This is a genomic window from Kitasatospora mediocidica KCTC 9733 (genome assembly GCF_000744225.1).
GTDB classification, from domain to species: Bacteria; Actinomycetota; Actinomycetes; order Streptomycetales; family Streptomycetaceae; genus Kitasatospora; species Kitasatospora mediocidica.
In genome coordinates this window covers 836,416-852,553 of sequence record NZ_JQLN01000004.1, presented here as the reverse complement: position 1 = coordinate 852,553, position 16,138 = coordinate 836,416, and the positions used below count along the sequence as shown (strand labels likewise).

The window sequence follows — 16,138 nt, the reverse complement described above, 5'->3', positions numbered from 1 at the left end:
CGGCTTGCGCTCGGACTTTCCAATAAAATGGACTAGACCAACTCGGAGGTCAAGAGCGCGAACGCACGCTTACCCTGTTCTTAAGGTTCGGGTGCCGGGCTCGACGGGGTGTCAGCGGGCGCCGTCAGGAGGTGTAGAGCTCCTCGATGTCCGCCGCGTACCAGTCCGCGATGGCCTTGCGGCGCATCTTCAGGGAGGGGGTCAGCAGCCCCTGCTCGACCGTGAAGTCCCTGGGCAGCAGGCGGAAGGCGCGGATCGACTCGGCGCGCGACACGGCGGTGTTGGCGGCGGCCACCGCACGCTGGATCTCGGCGTGCAGCTCCTCGTCGGCCAGCGCGGTCCACTCGTCCTGCGGCGGCCGGCGCCGGACCTGCTGCCAGTGGTCCAGCGCCCGGGGGTCCAGCGTGATCAGCGCCGCTACGTACGGCCGGTTGTCGCCGACCACCAGGCACTGCGAGACCAGCGGATGGAGCCGGACCCGCTCCTCCAGCGCGGCCGGCGCCAGGTTCTTGCCGCTGCTGGTGACGATCAGCTCCTTCTTGCGGCCGATGATGGTCAGATAGCCGTCGCCGTCCAGCGAGCCGAGGTCGCCGGTGGCGAACCAGCCGTCGCGCAGCGCCTCGGCCGTGCACCGCGGGTGGTTGAGGTAGCCGGCGAAGACGCTTCCGCCGCGCACCCACACCTCGCCGTCCTCGGCGATCAGCACCGTCGCACCGGGGACCGGCTTGCCGACCGTGCCGAACTTGGCCCGGCCCGGCGGGTTCGCGGTGATCGCGGCGGACGTCTCGGTGAGGCCGTACCCCTCGTAGACCGTCATCCCGGCGCCCGCGAAGAAGAGTCCGAGGTCGCGGTTGAGGGTGGAGCCGCCGCACATCACGTTGCGCACCCGGCCGCCCAGCGCGGCCCGGATCCGCTGGTAGACCATCCGGTCGAAGGCCAGATGACGGGCCTTCAGGCCGGGACCCGGACCGGTTCCGTGGCCCAGCGCCTTGCGCTCGTTGGCCCGAGCCCAGCGGATCGCCACCTCGGCGGCCCGTTCGAAGAGCTCGCCGCGCCCGGCCGTGGCGGCGGCCTGCCGGGCCTGCGCGTACAGCTTCTCGAAGACATAGGGGACGGCGTGCAGGAAGGTCGGGCGGAACGAGGCGAGGGCGGGCAGCAGCGCGTCGGCGCCCAGCTCGCCGACGTGGCCGAGCCGGATCCCGCCGCGCATCGCGGCGATCTGCACCATCCGTCCGTACACGTGCGCGAGCGGGAGGAAGAGGAGCGAGGAGGCCTGCTCGTTGCTGTGCTCGTTGAAGAGCGATCCCCAGCCGGCCAGCATGTTGTCCGCCTCGGCGGAGAAGTTGCCGTGAGTCAGCAGGCAGCCCTTGGGTCGGCCGGTGGTGCCGGAGGTGTAGATGACGGTGGCGACCGACTCGGCGGTGACCGCGAGGCGCTGGCGGTGCACCAGGGCGTCGGGGATGTCGCGACCGTCCTCGACCAGCAGTTCCACGCAGCGCTGGTCCAGCTGCCAGATGTCGGCCAGGTGCGGCAGCGCGTCGCAGACCGCCCCGACGGTCATCGCGTGGTCCTCGTTCTCGACCACGCAGGCCACCACATGGGTCTCGGCCAGGATCCAGCGGACCTGCTCGGCGGCGGCGGTGGGGTAGACCGGGACGGTGATCGCACCGATCGACCAGAGGGCGTAGTCGAAGAGCGTCCACTCGTACCGGGTCCGTGACATCAGGGCGACCCGGTCGCCGAACCGGATGCCACGTGCGAGTAAGCCCTTGGCCAGGCCGAGGACTTCGTCGCGGAACCGGCGTGCGCTCACGTCGTGCCAGCCGTCGCCCTGACCGGCGACGCGGCGGGAGTACAGCAGGAGGTCCGGGCTGGCCTCGGCGGTGTCGTACACCGAGTCGGCGAGTCCGCCCGGCGCGGGCGGGGCCAGCGGCGGTGTGCTCAGCTCGTGCACGATCCTCCTGGCCGTCTCCGCCCCTCCCGGGGCCCGGGCTCGAAGCTATCGGATCGTGGCGGCGCTGCCCAGGGCCGCGGTGCGCCCGGAGCGGGATCGGCACCGGCGAGGCCCAGTGGTGCCAGTGGTCATGCGCCTGCCAACCACGGGGATTTTTACGGGTTGTCATCGATCTCCGGACCCCTTCGAACGAGCATGCAAGGAGTAGTAAGCTCGCGCAGATCCATCGGCTTGACGCTCCCGTCGGGCCTGCTCGGCCTGCCGTATGCCCCGCTCGCCCGGGCCGGACCGACCGTCCACCCCGGGCACATTCGACCGAGGACTTCATGCGTCTGCGCAGCAGCTCGATCCGCGCGAAGATCATCGCGCTGCTCCTGGTGCCCATCGTCGCTCTCGTGGGCCTGTGGGCCTACGCCACGCTGGCCACCACCAGCGACCTCTGGAACCAGCTGAACATCGCGTCGACCTACCGGGCGTTCGGCGCCCCGGTCGACCAGCTGACCCGCGACCTCCAGGACGAACGCCGCGCCGCCGTGCTGCGGCTGGCCAGGCCCCGGGCCGAGGGCGTCCAGGACGACTACCAGAAGGCCCAGACCGTCACCGACCAGGACCTGCAGGCCCTGCGCAACCGGCTGGACGGATCGAACGCGGGTCAGCTGACCGCCACCGAGCGGGCCAGGCTCGGTGACGTCCTGACGGAGGCCGGTGCCCTCGCGGTGCTGCGCGGACAGGTCGGGCGCGACGGGGTGGCCTGGGAGTTCGCGCTCAGCCAGTACACCGACCTGATCAAGCCCACCTTCACCTTCCGGTCCGCCTTCATCGCCACCCAGAGCGGCCAGCTGCCGCGCCAGGGGACCATCCTGATCGAGCTGGTCCGGGCCCGGGAGTACTTCTCCCAGGAGGACGCGGCGATGGAGGGCCTCCAGGCGAGCTACCAGCCCACGGGGGCCGAGTACCAACTGGTGCTCGACCCGATGCACGACCAGCAGGCGCTCTTCACCGTCTACATCGGTGAACTGGACGCGGACGACCAGGCGGACTACCAGGCCGTCCGATCCGATCCCGCCTTCGCCCAGCAGGACGTCTTCGAGCGGGAGTTCCAGAGCGCCACCGATCCGAGCTTCGCGGCCCGCGACATCAGCACCGAGGCCTGGCAGCGGACCGCGGACCAGACCCTGGGCGAACTCGCCGCCGTCAACACCAGACTGGCCGACGCCATCGGCACCCGGGCCACCGCGTACGCGATGGGCCTGGTCTGGCGCGGCGTGATAGCCGGCCTGGTCGGTCTGCTGGCGATCGTGCTCTCCATCCTGATCTCCTTCCGGATCGGCCGCGGCCTGGTCCGCGAGCTGATCGGCCTGCGCAACGCCGCCAACGAACTGGCCGACGCCCGACTGCCCTCGGTGATGCTGCGACTGCGGCACGGTGAGCCGGTGGACCTCGCCGCCGAGACGCCTGACCTGGAGTTCGGCCAGGCCGAGATAGGCCAGGTCGGCCGGGCCTTCAACTCCGTGCAGCGCGCCGCGATCCAGGCCGCCGTGGAGCAGGCCGAGCTGCGGCGCGGCGTCTCGGCGGTCTTCGTCAACCTGGCCCGCCGCAGCCAGGTGCTGCTGCACCGGCAGTTGACCCTGCTGGACACCATGGAGCGGCGCACCGAGGACCCGGCCGAGCTGGACGACCTCTTCAAGCTGGACCACCTGACCACCCGCATGCGCCGGCACGCCGAGGGCTTGATCATCCTGTCCGGCGGCTCGCCGGGCCGCGCCTGGCGCAAGCCGGTGCGGATGGTCGACGTGGTGCGCGCGGCGGTCGGCGAGGTCGAGGACTACGCCCGGGTGATCGTCCGGCCGTTCCCCGGGACCGGGCTGCTCGGCAGCGCGGTGGCCGACGTCACCCACCTGATCGCCGAACTGGTCGAGAACGGCGCGGTCTTCTCGCCGCCGCAGACCCAGGTCACCGTCCAGGGCGAGGTGGTCGCGCACGGCTTCGCGCTGGAGATCGACGACCGCGGGCTCGGGCTGAGCGGGCAACTGCTCGCCGAGATCAACCAACGGCTCGAAGTGGAGCAGGAGTTCGACCTCGCCGACACCGACCGGCTGGGCCTCTTCGTGGTCAGCCGGCTGGCCCGGCGGCACGGCATCCGGGTCCACCTGCGGCCCTCGCCCTACGGCGGGACCAGTGCGGTCGTGCTGATCCCCCGGGAGCTGCTGGCCGAGGTGCCCGGCGGGTTCGCCGAGCCGCCCGCGGCCGCTCCCGCCCCGGCGCGCCAGCGTGAGCTGGTGGCGGTGGCCGGGGGCGCGGCCGAGGCCCAGCAGCGCCGTCCGGAGCCCAAGCCGCGCGGGCACCAGCGTCCGGTCACCGGCCCGCAGGCGGCCGGCGCCGAGCCCGCGCGCACGCCCGGCGGACTGCCCCGGCGGCGGTCGGGCGGCGGACCGGTGCTGGTACCGGCCTCCGGCGGTACCGGCCGCCACCGGCGGGGCACGCAGGGTACCGAGCCGGGCGACGCGGCCCCCGGGCCCGCAGCCGATCCGTCCACCGGCATCGACCCGTCCAGCAGCATCGACGCTTCCACCGGCACCGGGCTGCCCGGGTCCCAGGAGCCGCCGGGCGGTGGGCTGTTGCCGCGCCGGGTCCGGCAGGCCAACCTGGCGCCGCAGCTGAAGGAGGCCGGCGCCCGGGCCGAGGAGCCGACGCCGGACCGTGACCGGGCCGCCCGCGAGCGCTCGCCGGAGGAGGCACGGGCCACCTTCTCCTCGTTCCAGCGCGGCTTCAGCCGTGGCCGGGCCGATCCCGGCCGCCCGGCGCCGGCGCGACCGGCCGCGACCGCGCCCGCCCCGCCGGCCCCCTCACCGGCCGTGCCCGCGCCGTCCGTTCGGGACGCGCGTCGGGCGCTCACCTCCGCTCCCGTACCACCGGCCCTGCCGGCAGCTCCACGACCAGCACCACCCGCACCACTGGAAGGACAAGATCGATGACCGCAATGACCCAGCCGTCCGGCGACCTGAACTGGCTCCTGGACGAACTGGTGGGACGGGTCGCGTCTTTGAGGCACGCGGTCATCCTCTCCAGTGACGGGCTGGCCACCGGCGCCTCGCAGGCGCTCGGTCGCGAGGACGCCGAGCACCTGGCGGCGGTCGCGGCCGGCTTCCACAGCCTGGCCAAGGGGGCCGGACGGCACTTCGGCGTCGGCGGCGTGCGCCAGACCATGATCGAGCTGGATGAGGCCTTCCTCTTCATCACGGCTGCCGGGGACGGCAGTTGCCTGGCCGTCCTGGCGGACGCGGAGGCCGACATCGGCCAGATCGCCTACGAGATGGCCCTGCTGGTCAAGCGGGTCGGCGAGCACCTGGCCGCAGATCCGCGGACGCCGGCCGGATGACCGGGCCGCAGGCGGCGGAGCCGCCGGAGTCGAGACCCTCGGGCGGCAACCGGCAACCCGAGGAGGCACAGTGGTTCGACGACGAGGCGGGCCCGATGGTCCGGCTCTTCGCGATGACGCGCGGGCGGACCCGTCCGGTCGTCGACGGCTTCTTCGACCTGATCTCACTGATCGCGCTGAAGGACCCGGCCGAGCGGGACGGTCAACTGCCCACGCCTGTCCTGGATCCGGAACACCACGCGATCATCGACCTGTGCCGGAGCGGGCCGCTCGCCGTCGCCGAGATCGGCTCCTACACCGATCTGCCGGTCAGCGTGGTGCGCGTACTGCTCGGTGACCTGCACGACGCCGACCTGATCGACGTCACCCGCCCCGTCCCGCTCGCCGAACTCCCCGACGAGCGCCTGCTCCGGGAAGTGATCAATGGACTCCGCGCACTCTGACGCAGCGTCAGTACACGGACAGCGTAGTGGTATTCGCGGAGGCCCGGCGGTCGCGCTGAAGATCCTGGTGGCCGGCGGGTTCGGCGCGGGCAAGACCACGCTGGTGGGCGCGGTCAGCGAGATCCGCCCGCTGCGCACCGAGGAGCGGCTCAGCGAGCTGGGCCGGCCGCTCGACGACACCGCCGGGGTGGAGACCAAGCGGACCACCACGGTGGCGATGGACTTCGGGCGGATCGACCTGCGCCCCGGACTGGCGCTCTACCTCTTCGGCACCCCCGGACAGGACCGCTTCTGGTTCGTCTGGGACGAGCTGGCGCTCGGCGCGCTCGGTGCGCTGGTGCTCGCCGACACCCGGCGGCTGGCCGACTGCTTCCCCTCGGTGGACTTCTTCGAGCAGCGGGGTATCCCGTTCGTGGTCGCGGTCAACTGCTTCGAGGGCACCGAGGTCTTCGCCGTCGAGGACGTGCGGGGCGCGCTGGACCTCGACCCCGGTGTCCCGGTGGTGCTCTGTGACGCGCGCAGCCGTGAGGACGGCAAGGGTCTGCTGGTCCGACTGGTCGAGCACGCCGCCGAGCGCCGGGCGGCCCGGCGCGGTTAGGGCCGCCCGTGCGGGCTGCTGTCCGGTGCTCGGTTGCAAGTGCTCGGTTGTCCGCTGATCGGTCTCCGGTTTCCACACCGTGGACAGAGTTGCCCTGCGGGCACTCGGCATGGAACCCTCGGATCATCAGACCGAGGCGCGCGACCCGCGCCGGGCGGATCACCGGGGGAGGGCAGATTCATGAGTGCGCACCGTTCGCATCCGACGACCTGCCACGCCGCCGTCATCTGCTTCAATGGGGACATGCACACCACCGTGGACAGCAGCCGAGGTCGCCCCGACCTTGAGCCGTTCTGGCCGTCCCGGCAGCCGCACCTCTTCGACCAGACCTGTCCGGGCTCGCCTCGCGCGTCCCGGACCTCCGCCGGCTGACCCCGGGTCACCGACCCCGCTCAGCTGCGACAGCAGTGCCCGGCCGACGCGCAGACGAATCCCCACCCACCGTCTCGCGCGAAAGAGCTGCCTCATGTCCTCCTCCTCTGCCGTCCTCTCCGCTCCCGCCGCCACCCCGCACCTGCGGGCGGTCCGCTCGGTCTCCGCACTGCCCACCGGCGCCGAGCGATGGCACAACGCCGCGGCGGCGCCGCACACACCCGCACCGCACGGCGTCGCCGCGCCGTCGGTGGCCGGGCAGGGCGCTCCCGCGTCGGTTCCGGTCGTGCCGGAGCTGCTCAACGCACTGCCGGCGGGTGCGGCGGTGGTCGCCGCACTCCCGCACTCCGCGCTGCCGCAGGGTCTGATCGCCCAGTACGGCGCCCAGTTGGGCGTGCAGGTCGGCGCGCATCCGCTGGTCGGCTACCTGGTGCTGGTCCCGGCGGGCGAGGTCCCGGTCGTCGACCAGCTCGCCGCCGTCCGCCCGGGCCCGCACCCGTCGCCGGTCCCGGCGGACCGCCCGGCGCGGGCGGCCCGCCCGGCCGCCCGTGGGATCAGCGTCGACCTGGACCGCCGGCTCGCCTACGTGGACAACGAACAGCTCGACCTCACCTACCTGGAGTTCGAGCTGTTGGCCCACCTGACCCAGCACCCGCAGCGGGTGCACACCCGTGACTACCTGGTTTCCGCGGTCTGGGGCTACGGTCACGTCGGCGACGGTCGCACGGTCGACGTCCATGTCGCCCGGCTGCGACGTAAGTTGGGCGCCGCACACCGCGACAGCATCGTCACCGTGCGCCGGGTCGGCTACAAGTACGCTCCGGCTGCCGGGAGCTGAGCGAGGCCCGGTTGACCGGCCGGTGGCCGGGCGGCTGTTCGGCCGCCCGGCCCCGGCCACCCACTGGATGTCAGCTGCTCAGCCGGTCGATCTCGGCCAGCTCGGCGGCGCTCAGCGGGTCCGCCGCCAACGCGTCGATGTTCTGGTCGAGTTGCTCCACGCTGCTGGCGCCGATGATCACCGAGACCACCCGTGGGTCGCGCAGCACCCAGCTGAGCGCGAGCTGCGCCAGGTTCTGTCCGCGCTGCTCGGCGACCTTGTTCAGCGCCCGCAGCTGCTCCAGCTTGGCACCGGTGAGCGCCTCCTCCTTGAGGAAGTGGCCCACCGACATCCGCGATCCCGTCGGCACCCGGCCGTCGAGATAACGATTCGTCAGAAGACCCTGGGCGAGCGGAGAGTAGGCGATCAGGCTGGTCTGGGTGTCGCCGACGGCGTCCAGTACGCCGTCCTCGACGGCGCGGTCCAGGATGGAGTAGCGGGCCTGGTTCAGCAGGACCGGGGTGCCCAGCTCACGCAGGATCGCCACCGCCTCGCGGTGCTGCTCGGCGGGGTAGTTGGAGATGGCCGCGTAGAGCGCCTTGCCCTGGCGGACGGCCGAGGCGAGCGCGCCCATGGTCTCCTCCAGGGGCGTGTCCGGGTCGTAGCGGTGGGAGTAGAAGACGTCCACGTAGTCCAGGCCCATCCGACCGAGCGACTGGTCGAGACTGGCCAACAGGTACTTGCGCGAGCCGCCGTCGCCGTAGGGGCCGGGCCACATGTCGTAGCCCGCCTTCGAGGCGATGAACAGCTCGTCGCGGTAGGGACGGAAGTCCTGGGCGAAGAGCGTGCCGAAGTTCCGCTCGGCCGATCCGTACGGCGGACCGTAGTTGTTGGCGAGGTCGAAGTGGGTGACACCCCGGTCGAAGGCGCGGCGCAGCACGGCGCGCTGCACCTCCAGCGGCTGGGTGTCGCCGAAGTTGTGCCACAGGCCGAGCGAGACGGCGGGCAGCTGCACGCCGCTGCGCCCGGCGCGGCGGTAGGTCATCGAGGCGTAGCGGGAGTCGGCCGCGAGATAGCTCATGACGGCATCCTGCCAGGCCGGGGCGGGGTGTCGCGATCACCGCCGCAGCTCCGTGTCCCGGTCCGCCGTCCCCGTTGTGCCCTTTCCCCTCTCGTGAGGAGTCACCGCGATGCGGTTCATCGTCTCGTCCCTGCTCTCCAACGGACCCGACCCGGTCACCGGGCGGCAGTACAGCGCGTCCGAGAAGTACCGCAACGTCGTCGACCAGGCGGTCACCGCCGAGGAGTTCGGCTTCGACGGCTACGGCGTGGGGGAGCGGCACGGCGAGCCGTTCCTCTCGCCGTCGCCGGCCGTGCTCCTCGCCACCATCGCCGCCCGGACCTCCACCATCCGGCTCTTCACCACCGTGACGGTGCTCAGCATCCTGGACCCGGTCCGGGTGGCCGAGGACTACGCGATGCTGGACCAGCTCTCCGGCGGCCGGCTGGAGCTGATCATCGGCAAGGGCAACGACCCGCGCCACTTCGGGCTGTTCGGCCTGGAGGAGGAGCGGCAGTGGTCCCATCTCGCGGAGAACTACGGTCTGCTGCACCGGCTCTGGCGGGAGGAGAAGGTGACCTGGGCCGGGAGCACCCGGCCGCCGCTGACCGGGGTGACCAGCTATCCGCGCCCCTACCAGCAGCCCATACCGGTCTGGCACGGCAGCGCGACCAGTGAGCAGTCCACCGATCTGGCGGCCCGCTACGGCGACCCGCTCTTCTCCGCCAACAGCTTCCACCCGCTGGAGAAGTACCGGGTCCTGGTGGACCACTACCGCGAGCGCTGGGCGCACTACGGTCGCGCGCCCGAGGACGCCAGGGTCGGCACCGGCTTCGGCGGCCTCTTCCTGGCCAAGCGCTCGCAGGACGCGGTGGCGGGCTTCCGCCCTTACTGGGACGCGCTCTTCTCCTCCGCCGCCGGCCGGCACAACAACTCGCCGTTCAGCTCCCTGGAGGACGCCCTGGCACGCGGGTCCGCGCTGGTGGGCAGCCCGCAGCAGGTGATCGAGAAGATCCACCGCTACCACGAGGCGTTCGGCAACGAGGTGGTCGGGATCGGGGTGGACTCGCTGACAGAGGACGTGCAGCGCGAGCAACTGGCGCTTTTCGCCTCGGAGGTGGCGCCGGTGATCCGGCGTGAGCTGCGCCAGGTTCCTACGGCGGGCCGGCCGGCCGGTTAGCCGAGCGTGGCCAGGACAGCGGTCCGCACCGCCGCGGGGTCGAGCCCGTGGTCGCGGACGACCCGGGCGGCCAGGCCCTCGTTCTCCCGGATCAGGCCGAGCACGAGATGCCCTGGGCGGATCGCCCGCTGCTTCAGCGCGAGCGTCTCGCGCAGCGACAGTTCCAGCGCCTTCTTGGCCTGCCGGGTCCAGGGCCTGCGTCCGACGGCCCTGGACAGCCGGGAGCCGCGCCGCGGGTCGGTGGCGGCATCCCCGGGTCCGTCCAGCGCGCCCGGGCCGAAGGCGGCCTCCACCGCCTCCCGGACGGCGGTGAGGTCGATGCCGATGGTCTCCAGCGCCGCGGCGTCCACGCCGGCCGGGCGTTCGGCGAGCATCCGCAGCACGGCCGCCCGGGCGGTCTCCAGGTCGAGTCCGGCGCTGATCAGCACCTCCACGCCCGGGTCCTCGGTGAGGTGCAGCAGCGCGAGCAGCAGGTGTTCGGTGCCCACGTGCGGGTGCTGGAGGCGGGCGGCCTCCTCGAGGGCCAGCGGGATCGTGCGGCGGGCGTCGTCGGTGAATCGTTCCAGCATGGTCGTCCCCGTCCTTGTCCTGAGTCCTGTCGTCCTGTGGTCGGTCCGTGGGTCCGTGGGCCCGTTGGTCATCCCGCGGTGCGGCGGGCGTGCTTCTTGTGGACCGCCTGCCGGCTGACGCCGAGGCAGGCGGCGATCTCCTGCCAGGACCAGCCGTGCGCCCGGGCGTTGCCGACCTGGAGGTCCTCCAGCCGGTCGGCAAGGTCGCGCAGGGCACGGACGGCGCGGAGTCCGACGGCGGGGTCGCGGCTGCTCGCATCTGCGGCGAGCTGGTTGGTCTCGCTCATGGTGTCAATGTAGGTTGACACCGATCCCTTGTCAACCTTGGTTGACAAGGGCGTGCGGGGGCGGTGTGCTCCAGGGGGAGTGCGGGTCTACCGTGGGGGTGAGACCGGAGGAGCCAGCGCCATGCGGAACGACATCGCCACCCGCGCCGACCTGGAGCGCCTGCTGCGCCGCTTCTACGGCGCGGCCTTCGCCGACCCGCTGATCGGTCCGTTCTTCACCGAGGTCTCCGGGATGGACCTGGAGGCCCACCTCCCGCACATCACCGACTTCTGGGAGAGCACCCTGCTGCGCACAGCGGCCTACCGCCGCAACGCCTTCACCCCGCACGCCGCGCTGCACGAGCGGGAGCCGATGACCGCCGAACACTTCGGACGCTGGGTCCAGCTCTGGTCCGCCGCCGTGGACGGGCTGTACCGCGGCCCGGTCGCCGACCGGGCCAAGGCGCAGGGCGAGCGGATCGCGCTGGCCCTGCTGCGCCGCACCTCGGGCGAGGGCACCGAGGGTGCCGAGGGCGGCGGCTTCGTCCCGCTCGCGGCGGTCCTGCTGCGCAGCTGACCCGCTCACACGGCCACCCGTAGCGGTGCCAGCCGGGTGGCGACCAGGTTGGTCGCGCCCTGGTTGCGCTCGATGTGGCCGTGGATGAGCAGCCCGGCCCGGTCCAGCGCGGTCCGGCGGTGCGCCTCCCAGACCGGGCGGCTGCAGACCACGTTGATCAGGCCGGTCTCGTCCTCCAGGCTGATGAAGAGCACCCCGCCTGCGGTGGGCGGCCGTTGACGGTGCGTCACCAGTCCGCCGACCAGGACGGGGCTGCCGTGCGCGACGCCGGGCAGCGCGGAGGCCGGGAGCGCGCCGCAGCGCTCCAGGATCGACCGGACATGTTCGACGGGGTGGCTGGTGGCGGAGGAGCCGGTGGCCCACAGGTCCGCGATGGTCTCCTCGACAGGTGTCATCGCGGGCAGCGTCGGGGCGGCGGTCCCGGGGGTCGTCCCGGGCAGCAGATCCGGTCCGCCGGTCGCCAGGGCGCCTGCTGACCAAAGGGCCTGACGTCGCGTCAGACCGAAGCGGCGGAACGCCCCGGCGGTGGCCAGCGCCTCCAGGACCGGGGCCGGCAGGCCGGTTCGGCGTGCGAAGTCCTCCAGGTCGCGGTACGGCTGCCCGTCCGCGATCCGCTTCGCCTGCTCGTCGCCCAGCCCCCGGACGGTCGCCAGCCCCAGCCGGATCTCCGGTGCGTCGTCGGGCCCTTGCAGGGTCGGCCGGACCCGGCTGGCGTTGACGTCCACCGGGTGCACCGTCACCCCGTGCCGCCGGACGTCCGAGATCAGGCTGAGCGGCGAGTAGAACCCCATCGGCTGGTTGGCCAGCAACGCGCAGGTGAAGGCCGCCGGATGGTGGTACTTGAGCCAGGCGCTGGCATACACCAGATAGCCGAAGCTGATCGAATGGCTTTCCGGGAAGCCGTAGTTGGAGAAGGCCTCGATCTTGCCGTAGATGTCCTCGGCCACCGGCTCCGGGATCCCCCGCGCGGCCATCCCGTCCAGCAGTCTGCGGCGCAGCTCGGCCACCCGCTGGTGGGAGCGCTTGGACCCCATCGCCTGCCGCAGCTGGTCGGCCTCGGCGCCGGTGAACCCGGCGCAGTCGATGGCCAGTTGCATCATCTGCTCCTGGAAGAGCGGCACCCCCAGGGTCTTGCCGAGGGCCCGTTCCATCAACGGATGCGGGCAGCCGGCCGGCTCCAGCCCGGCCCGCCGCCGCAGGTACGGATGGACCGAGCCGCCCTGGATCGGCCCGGGGCGGATCAGTGCGACCTCGACCACCAGGTCGTAGAACGTGCGCGGCTTCAGCCGGGGCAGGGTGGACATCTGGGCGCGCGACTCGACCTGGAACACCCCGACGCTGTCCGCCCGGCAGAGCATCTCGTAGACCGCCTCGTCGTCGGCGGGGATGCTCGCCAGGTCGTAGCGGACGCCGTGGTGCTCGGCGATCAGGTCGCAGGCGTCGTGCAGGGCGGAGAGCATGCCCAGGCCGAGCAGGTCGATCTTGACCAGGCCCGCCCCGGCCGTCGACTCCTTGTCCCACTGCAGGACGGACCGGCCCGGCATCCGGGCCCACTCGGTCGGGCAGATCTCGCCGATCGGGTCCTCGGTGAGCACCATGCCGCCCGAGTGGATCCCCAAGTGTCTTGGAATGCCGTGTAGTTGACTGCCGAGTGCGAGCACGTCGTCGGGGATGACGGCGTCCGGCCCGGGGGCCGAGCGGAAGTCGGCCTGCCGGGAGAAGGCGGTGACCTGCTCCATCGGATAGCCGAGGACGCGGGCCGCGTCGCGCAGGGCGAGCCGTGGCCGGTAGGTGATCACGTTGGCGACCTGGGCGGCGTGCTCGCGGCCGTAGCGCCGGTAGACGTACTGGATGACCTCCTCGCGGCGGCGGTGCTCGATGTCCAGGTCGATGTCCGGCGGTCCGTCCCGGTCCATGCTGAGGAACCGTTCGAAGAGCAGCCGGTAGTGGATCGGGTCGACCGCGGTGATGCCCAGGGCGTAGCAGACCGCCGAGTTGGCGGCCGAGCCACGGCCCTGGCACCAGATGTCCGTGCGCCGGCAGAACTCCACCAGGTCGTGGACGATCAGGAAGTAGCCTGCCAGGTCCAGCCGTTCGATGATGTCCAGCTCGTGGGTCAGCTGGTCCCGGGCCTTGCGGTGGTCCGGGTGCGCGGGGCCGAAGCGCCGCGCCGCGCCGTCGGCGGTCAGGGCGCGCAGATGGCTGATCGGGGTGTGCCCGGGCGGCACCGGGAAACCCGGCAACTTCGGTGTGAGCGAGGCGAATGTGAAGGAGCAGGAGCGGCCGAGTTCGACGGTGGCCTGCTGGACGCCGGGGAAGCGGGCGAGCCGGGCCGCCATCTCGGCACCCGAGCGCAGGTGCGCGGTGCCCGCCGCCCTGGTCCAGCCGGCCGCCTCCTGGAGCGTCCGCCGGGCCTGCAACGCGGCGAGCCCCTGGGCGAGTCGGCCCTGGGCCGGCGAGGCGTGGTGGACGTTGTTGGAGGCGACCACCGCCAGGCCGGCCCGGGTGGCCAGCGCGGCCAGCGCGTCGTTGCGCGGGTCGTCGCCGGGCAGCCGGTGGTCGATCAGCTCGACGAAGACGTTCTCCGCTCCGAACGCGTCGGCGAGCGAACGGAGTTCACCCAGGGCGGCGGCCTCACCGTGCTCGTCGAGCGCTTGGCGCACCCGGCCGTTGCGGCAGCCGGTGAGGATGGCCCACTGCCCGCCGTGCGCGTCGGCGAGCCGCCCGAAGTCGTACGCGGGACGGCCCTTGCCCTCGCCCGCCAGCTGGGCCGCGCTGATCGCGGCGGAGAGCCGGCGGTAGCCCGCTGGGCCACGGGCCAGCACGAGCAGGTGCTCGGCCCGCCCGGAGCCGGGGCGGAGGTTCAACTCGGCGCCGAAGACGGTCCGCAGGCCGCCCGCCGCGGTGGTGCGGCGGGCGGCCTCGGCGAGTCGTACGGCCCCGTACAGGCCGTCGTGGTCGGTGATCGCGAGGGTCTCGACGCCGAGCCGGACCGCCTCCTCGACCAGCGCCTCGGGCTCGCTCGCGCCGTCCAGGAAGCTGAACGCGGAGTGCACGTGCAGCTCGGCCCACTGCTCGGGCCGCGGTTCGGATCCCCGTTCGGCCCGCCGCTCGGACCGCCGGAGCGGGAGCACGGTCGCGGGCACGGTCGCGGGCGGGGCGCGGACGGGGTCGCAGTCTCCCCCTGCCCCTGCCCCTGCCCCTGCCCCTGGCCCGCCATCCGGCGCTGGAGTTCGCTCCAGGGAACCCTGGGCAGGCTGTCGAATCCCATGGCTCGCTCTGCTCCTCACTCGTCTTCCCGCGCGTTTGCCCGCGCGTTCTCCCACGCGCCCGCTTCGGCCGCCGACCGCTCAGGCATAGGCCGCCTCCACCGCCCAGCCGCCGTCCTCCACCACGAGCAGCAGGGCCCGGCCGTCCGCGAGGGCGACCTGGAAGCGGGCCCGGCGGCGCGCCGCACCGGGGTCCCACCAGCGCTCGACGGCCGGCCACGGCCCGGCCCAGGCGGTGACCGCGAAGCTCCGTCCGGCCAGCGTCAGCCGGGCGGGCGGCGCCGACACCTCGGCGCGTCCGGTCACCCGTACCGGGGTGCCCTCCGCGTCGAGCACGGCCACCGGCGCCGGCACCGGCAGGACGACCGACGGCGCCGGATGCCCGAGCTGCCCGGGCCAGGGGGCGTCCCGGTCGGCGGCGGGCGGGGGGTGGTCGCCCCACGGCACCCGGACCAGTACCTCACCGGGCCCGCGCCCGCCGACCGGCTCGATCCGGCTCAGCCCGTCGTACCCCAGCAGCGCCTGCACCCGGGCGGCGGCCCGTTCCACCCGGTCCTCGGCCAGTGCCTGCCCCCAGAGGGCCAACTGCCGTCCGTGGTCGGCCACCAGCTCGTCCGGCACCAGGCGCAGCGCGGTGAAACCGCCCGACTCCGGGGCGAAGAACCCGGTGCCCTGCCAGGCCTGCAACTGCCAGCGGACGCGCTCGGCGAGCGCCGGGGCGGGCAGCCGTCCCTCGTGCTGCCACAGCCGTCGAGCCGTCCGCCCGTCCGCGCAGGTGACCTCCACGCCCACCCGGCGGCAGGCCAGCCCGGCTCCGCCGAGCGCGGTGTGCAGGCGCTCGGCGAGGGTCCTGGCGACGAAGACCAGCGGTTCGGCGAGCAGTTCGGGCGGCTCGAAGAGCTGCTCCACGGTCAGGTCGAGCCCCGGCGGTGCGGTGGCGGGCGGCCGGGCCTCCAGCCCCTGGGCCAGCCGGTAGGCGGCCAGGCCCGCCGGGCCGAACCGGTCGGCGACGGTCGCGGCCGGCAGGCGCGCGAAGTCGCCCAGCGTCGGCACCCCGAGCCGCACCAGCAGCCCGGTCAACGGCTCGTCGTCGAGGACGGCGACGGGGTACGGCGCCAGGAACGCGGCGGTCCGCCCGGCGGGGACGACCTCTGCGGCCCGGGCGGCGAGCACGGCGGCGAACAACCCCTCCGCCACGCCGACCCGCGGCCCGTCCGCCGCGCCCTCGTCGCCCACCCCGGCCACCGCCTGCCGCATCGCCGCGACCAGCGCCTCCTCCCCGCCGAAGTACCGCGCCGGCCCCTTCACCTGGATCGCGCAGAGCCCCGGGCGCACCACCTCGACCCGCGGCGTGAACGCCTCGACGGCGGCCAGTACGGGTTCGAACCGCCGGGTCTCGGCCTCCGGGTCGCGCTCGCGCAGCCACAGCTCAGGGCAGAGCCGGTGGGCGAGCCGCAGCCGCTGCCCGCGCCGCACCCCCGCCTGCCGGGCCGCGTTCGAACAGGCCAGTACCCGTCCGCCCTCGACCACCGCCACCGGCCCGGCGGCCTGCTCCGCGGTACAGGTGGCGACGATCGGCCAGTCGGGGTACCAGACCACCAGCACCCGAAGCGCGCCCACCCGGCTCGCGGTGTCGATCTCGACAGCAGTCATC

At 73.2% G+C, this 16,138-nt stretch carries 14 protein-coding genes; 8 read left to right on the top strand and 6 right to left on the bottom strand.

Translation table 11 applies throughout. From position 1 onward, the window contains the following. Nucleotides 1–124: 124 nt before the first annotated feature. Nucleotides 125–1,954 (bottom strand): AMP-dependent synthetase/ligase, encoded by a 1,830-nt coding sequence (locus BS80_RS11430; protein WP_035796125.1) that lies wholly within the window; start codon nucleotides 1,952–1,954, stop codon nucleotides 125–127. A 326-nt stretch (nucleotides 1,955–2,280) separates the two neighbouring features. Between BS80_RS11430 and BS80_RS11425 the strand changes: the two genes are divergently transcribed. From BS80_RS11425 to BS80_RS11400, 6 genes are all read left to right on the top strand, one after another. After that, nucleotides 2,281–4,929, top strand: a complete 2,649-nt coding sequence (locus BS80_RS11425) for a sensor histidine kinase (RefSeq protein ID WP_051966477.1) — start codon at nucleotides 2,281–2,283, stop codon at nucleotides 4,927–4,929. Further along, nucleotides 4,926–5,333: a roadblock/LC7 domain-containing protein gene (locus BS80_RS11420; protein ID WP_035796123.1), complete on the top strand. Its 408-nt coding sequence runs from the start codon at nucleotides 4,926–4,928 to the stop codon at nucleotides 5,331–5,333. Before BS80_RS11425 ends, BS80_RS11420 begins: the two co-directional genes overlap by 4 nt. Continuing rightward, nucleotides 5,330–5,776 (top strand): DUF742 domain-containing protein, encoded by a 447-nt coding sequence (locus BS80_RS11415; RefSeq protein WP_035796121.1) that lies wholly within the window; start codon nucleotides 5,330–5,332, stop codon nucleotides 5,774–5,776. The genes BS80_RS11420 and BS80_RS11415 overlap by 4 nt, the downstream gene beginning before the upstream one ends. After that, on the top strand, nucleotides 5,757–6,374 hold the full coding sequence (locus BS80_RS11410) for a GTP-binding protein (protein ID WP_035796119.1): 618 nt from the start codon (nucleotides 5,757–5,759) through the stop codon (nucleotides 6,372–6,374). Before BS80_RS11415 ends, BS80_RS11410 begins: the two co-directional genes overlap by 20 nt. A 180-nt stretch (nucleotides 6,375–6,554) precedes the next feature. After that, a complete protein-coding gene (locus BS80_RS11405) occupies nucleotides 6,555–6,746 on the top strand; it encodes a hypothetical protein (RefSeq protein ID WP_035796117.1) in 192 nt (63 codons plus the stop codon). A gap of 94 nt (nucleotides 6,747–6,840) precedes the next feature. Further along, complete coding sequence (locus BS80_RS11400; protein WP_083974522.1) at nucleotides 6,841–7,584, top strand: winged helix-turn-helix domain-containing protein; 744 nt, start codon at nucleotides 6,841–6,843, stop codon at nucleotides 7,582–7,584. 70 nt (nucleotides 7,585–7,654) lie between these two features. Here BS80_RS11400 and BS80_RS11395 read toward each other — a convergent pair whose 3' ends face one another. Then, nucleotides 7,655–8,644, bottom strand: a complete 990-nt coding sequence (locus tag BS80_RS11395) for an aldo/keto reductase (protein WP_035796116.1) — start codon at nucleotides 8,642–8,644, stop codon at nucleotides 7,655–7,657. Nucleotides 8,645–8,753: 109 nt separating this feature from the next. Between BS80_RS11395 and BS80_RS11390 the strand changes: the two genes are divergently transcribed. Then, nucleotides 8,754–9,803, top strand: coding sequence for an LLM class flavin-dependent oxidoreductase (locus BS80_RS11390; protein ID WP_051966476.1), 1,050 nt, complete (start codon nucleotides 8,754–8,756; stop codon nucleotides 9,801–9,803). Here BS80_RS11390 and BS80_RS11385 read toward each other — a convergent pair. Both BS80_RS11385 and BS80_RS11380 read right to left on the bottom strand, forming a co-directional pair. Continuing rightward, the gene (locus tag BS80_RS11385) at nucleotides 9,800–10,372 is read right to left on the bottom strand and encodes a Clp protease N-terminal domain-containing protein (protein ID WP_035796114.1); all 573 of its coding nucleotides are present in this window, start codon (nucleotides 10,370–10,372) and stop codon (nucleotides 9,800–9,802) included. The genes BS80_RS11390 and BS80_RS11385 overlap by 4 nt on opposite strands. Nucleotides 10,373–10,440: 68 nt before the next feature. Continuing rightward, nucleotides 10,441–10,659 (bottom strand): DNA-directed RNA polymerase sigma-70 factor, encoded by a 219-nt coding sequence (locus BS80_RS11380; RefSeq protein WP_035796112.1) that lies wholly within the window; start codon nucleotides 10,657–10,659, stop codon nucleotides 10,441–10,443. Between the two features lie 121 nt (nucleotides 10,660–10,780). Between BS80_RS11380 and BS80_RS11375 the strand changes: the two genes are divergently transcribed. Further along, a complete protein-coding gene (locus BS80_RS11375; protein WP_035796109.1) occupies nucleotides 10,781–11,215 on the top strand; it encodes a group III truncated hemoglobin in 435 nt (144 codons plus the stop codon). Between the two features lie 5 nt (nucleotides 11,216–11,220). Here the strand turns inward: BS80_RS11375 and BS80_RS11370 are convergent, their stop codons facing one another. Then, complete coding sequence (locus BS80_RS11370) at nucleotides 11,221–14,361, bottom strand: error-prone DNA polymerase (RefSeq protein WP_232246438.1); 3,141 nt, start codon at nucleotides 14,359–14,361, stop codon at nucleotides 11,221–11,223. A 204-nt stretch (nucleotides 14,362–14,565) separates the two neighbouring features. Next, nucleotides 14,566–16,137, bottom strand: coding sequence for a Y-family DNA polymerase (locus tag BS80_RS11365; protein ID WP_051966475.1), 1,572 nt, complete (start codon nucleotides 16,135–16,137; stop codon nucleotides 14,566–14,568). Nucleotide 16,138: the final 1 nt, after the last annotated feature.

Coding starts and splice junctions, on each gene's coding strand:
- BS80_RS11425 (WP_051966477.1), top strand. CDS start 2,281: ATGCGTCTGCGCAGCAGCTCGATCCGCGCGAAGATCATCGCGCTGCTC.
- BS80_RS11420 (WP_035796123.1), top strand. CDS start 4,926: ATGACCGCAATGACCCAGCCGTCCGGCGACCTGAACTGGCTCCTGGAC.
- BS80_RS11415 (WP_035796121.1), top strand. CDS start 5,330: ATGACCGGGCCGCAGGCGGCGGAGCCGCCGGAGTCGAGACCCTCGGGC.
- BS80_RS11410 (WP_035796119.1), top strand. CDS start 5,757: ATGGACTCCGCGCACTCTGACGCAGCGTCAGTACACGGACAGCGTAGT.
- BS80_RS11405 (WP_035796117.1), top strand. CDS start 6,555: ATGAGTGCGCACCGTTCGCATCCGACGACCTGCCACGCCGCCGTCATC.
- BS80_RS11400 (WP_083974522.1), top strand. CDS start 6,841: ATGTCCTCCTCCTCTGCCGTCCTCTCCGCTCCCGCCGCCACCCCGCAC.
- BS80_RS11395 (WP_035796116.1), bottom strand. CDS start 8,644: ATGAGCTATCTCGCGGCCGACTCCCGCTACGCCTCGATGACCTACCGC.
- BS80_RS11390 (WP_051966476.1), top strand. CDS start 8,754: ATGCGGTTCATCGTCTCGTCCCTGCTCTCCAACGGACCCGACCCGGTC.
- BS80_RS11385 (WP_035796114.1), bottom strand. CDS start 10,372: ATGCTGGAACGATTCACCGACGACGCCCGCCGCACGATCCCGCTGGCC.
- BS80_RS11380 (WP_035796112.1), bottom strand. CDS start 10,659: ATGAGCGAGACCAACCAGCTCGCCGCAGATGCGAGCAGCCGCGACCCC.
- BS80_RS11375 (WP_035796109.1), top strand. CDS start 10,781: ATGCGGAACGACATCGCCACCCGCGCCGACCTGGAGCGCCTGCTGCGC.
- BS80_RS11365 (WP_051966475.1), bottom strand. CDS start 16,137: ATGACTGCTGTCGAGATCGACACCGCGAGCCGGGTGGGCGCGCTTCGG.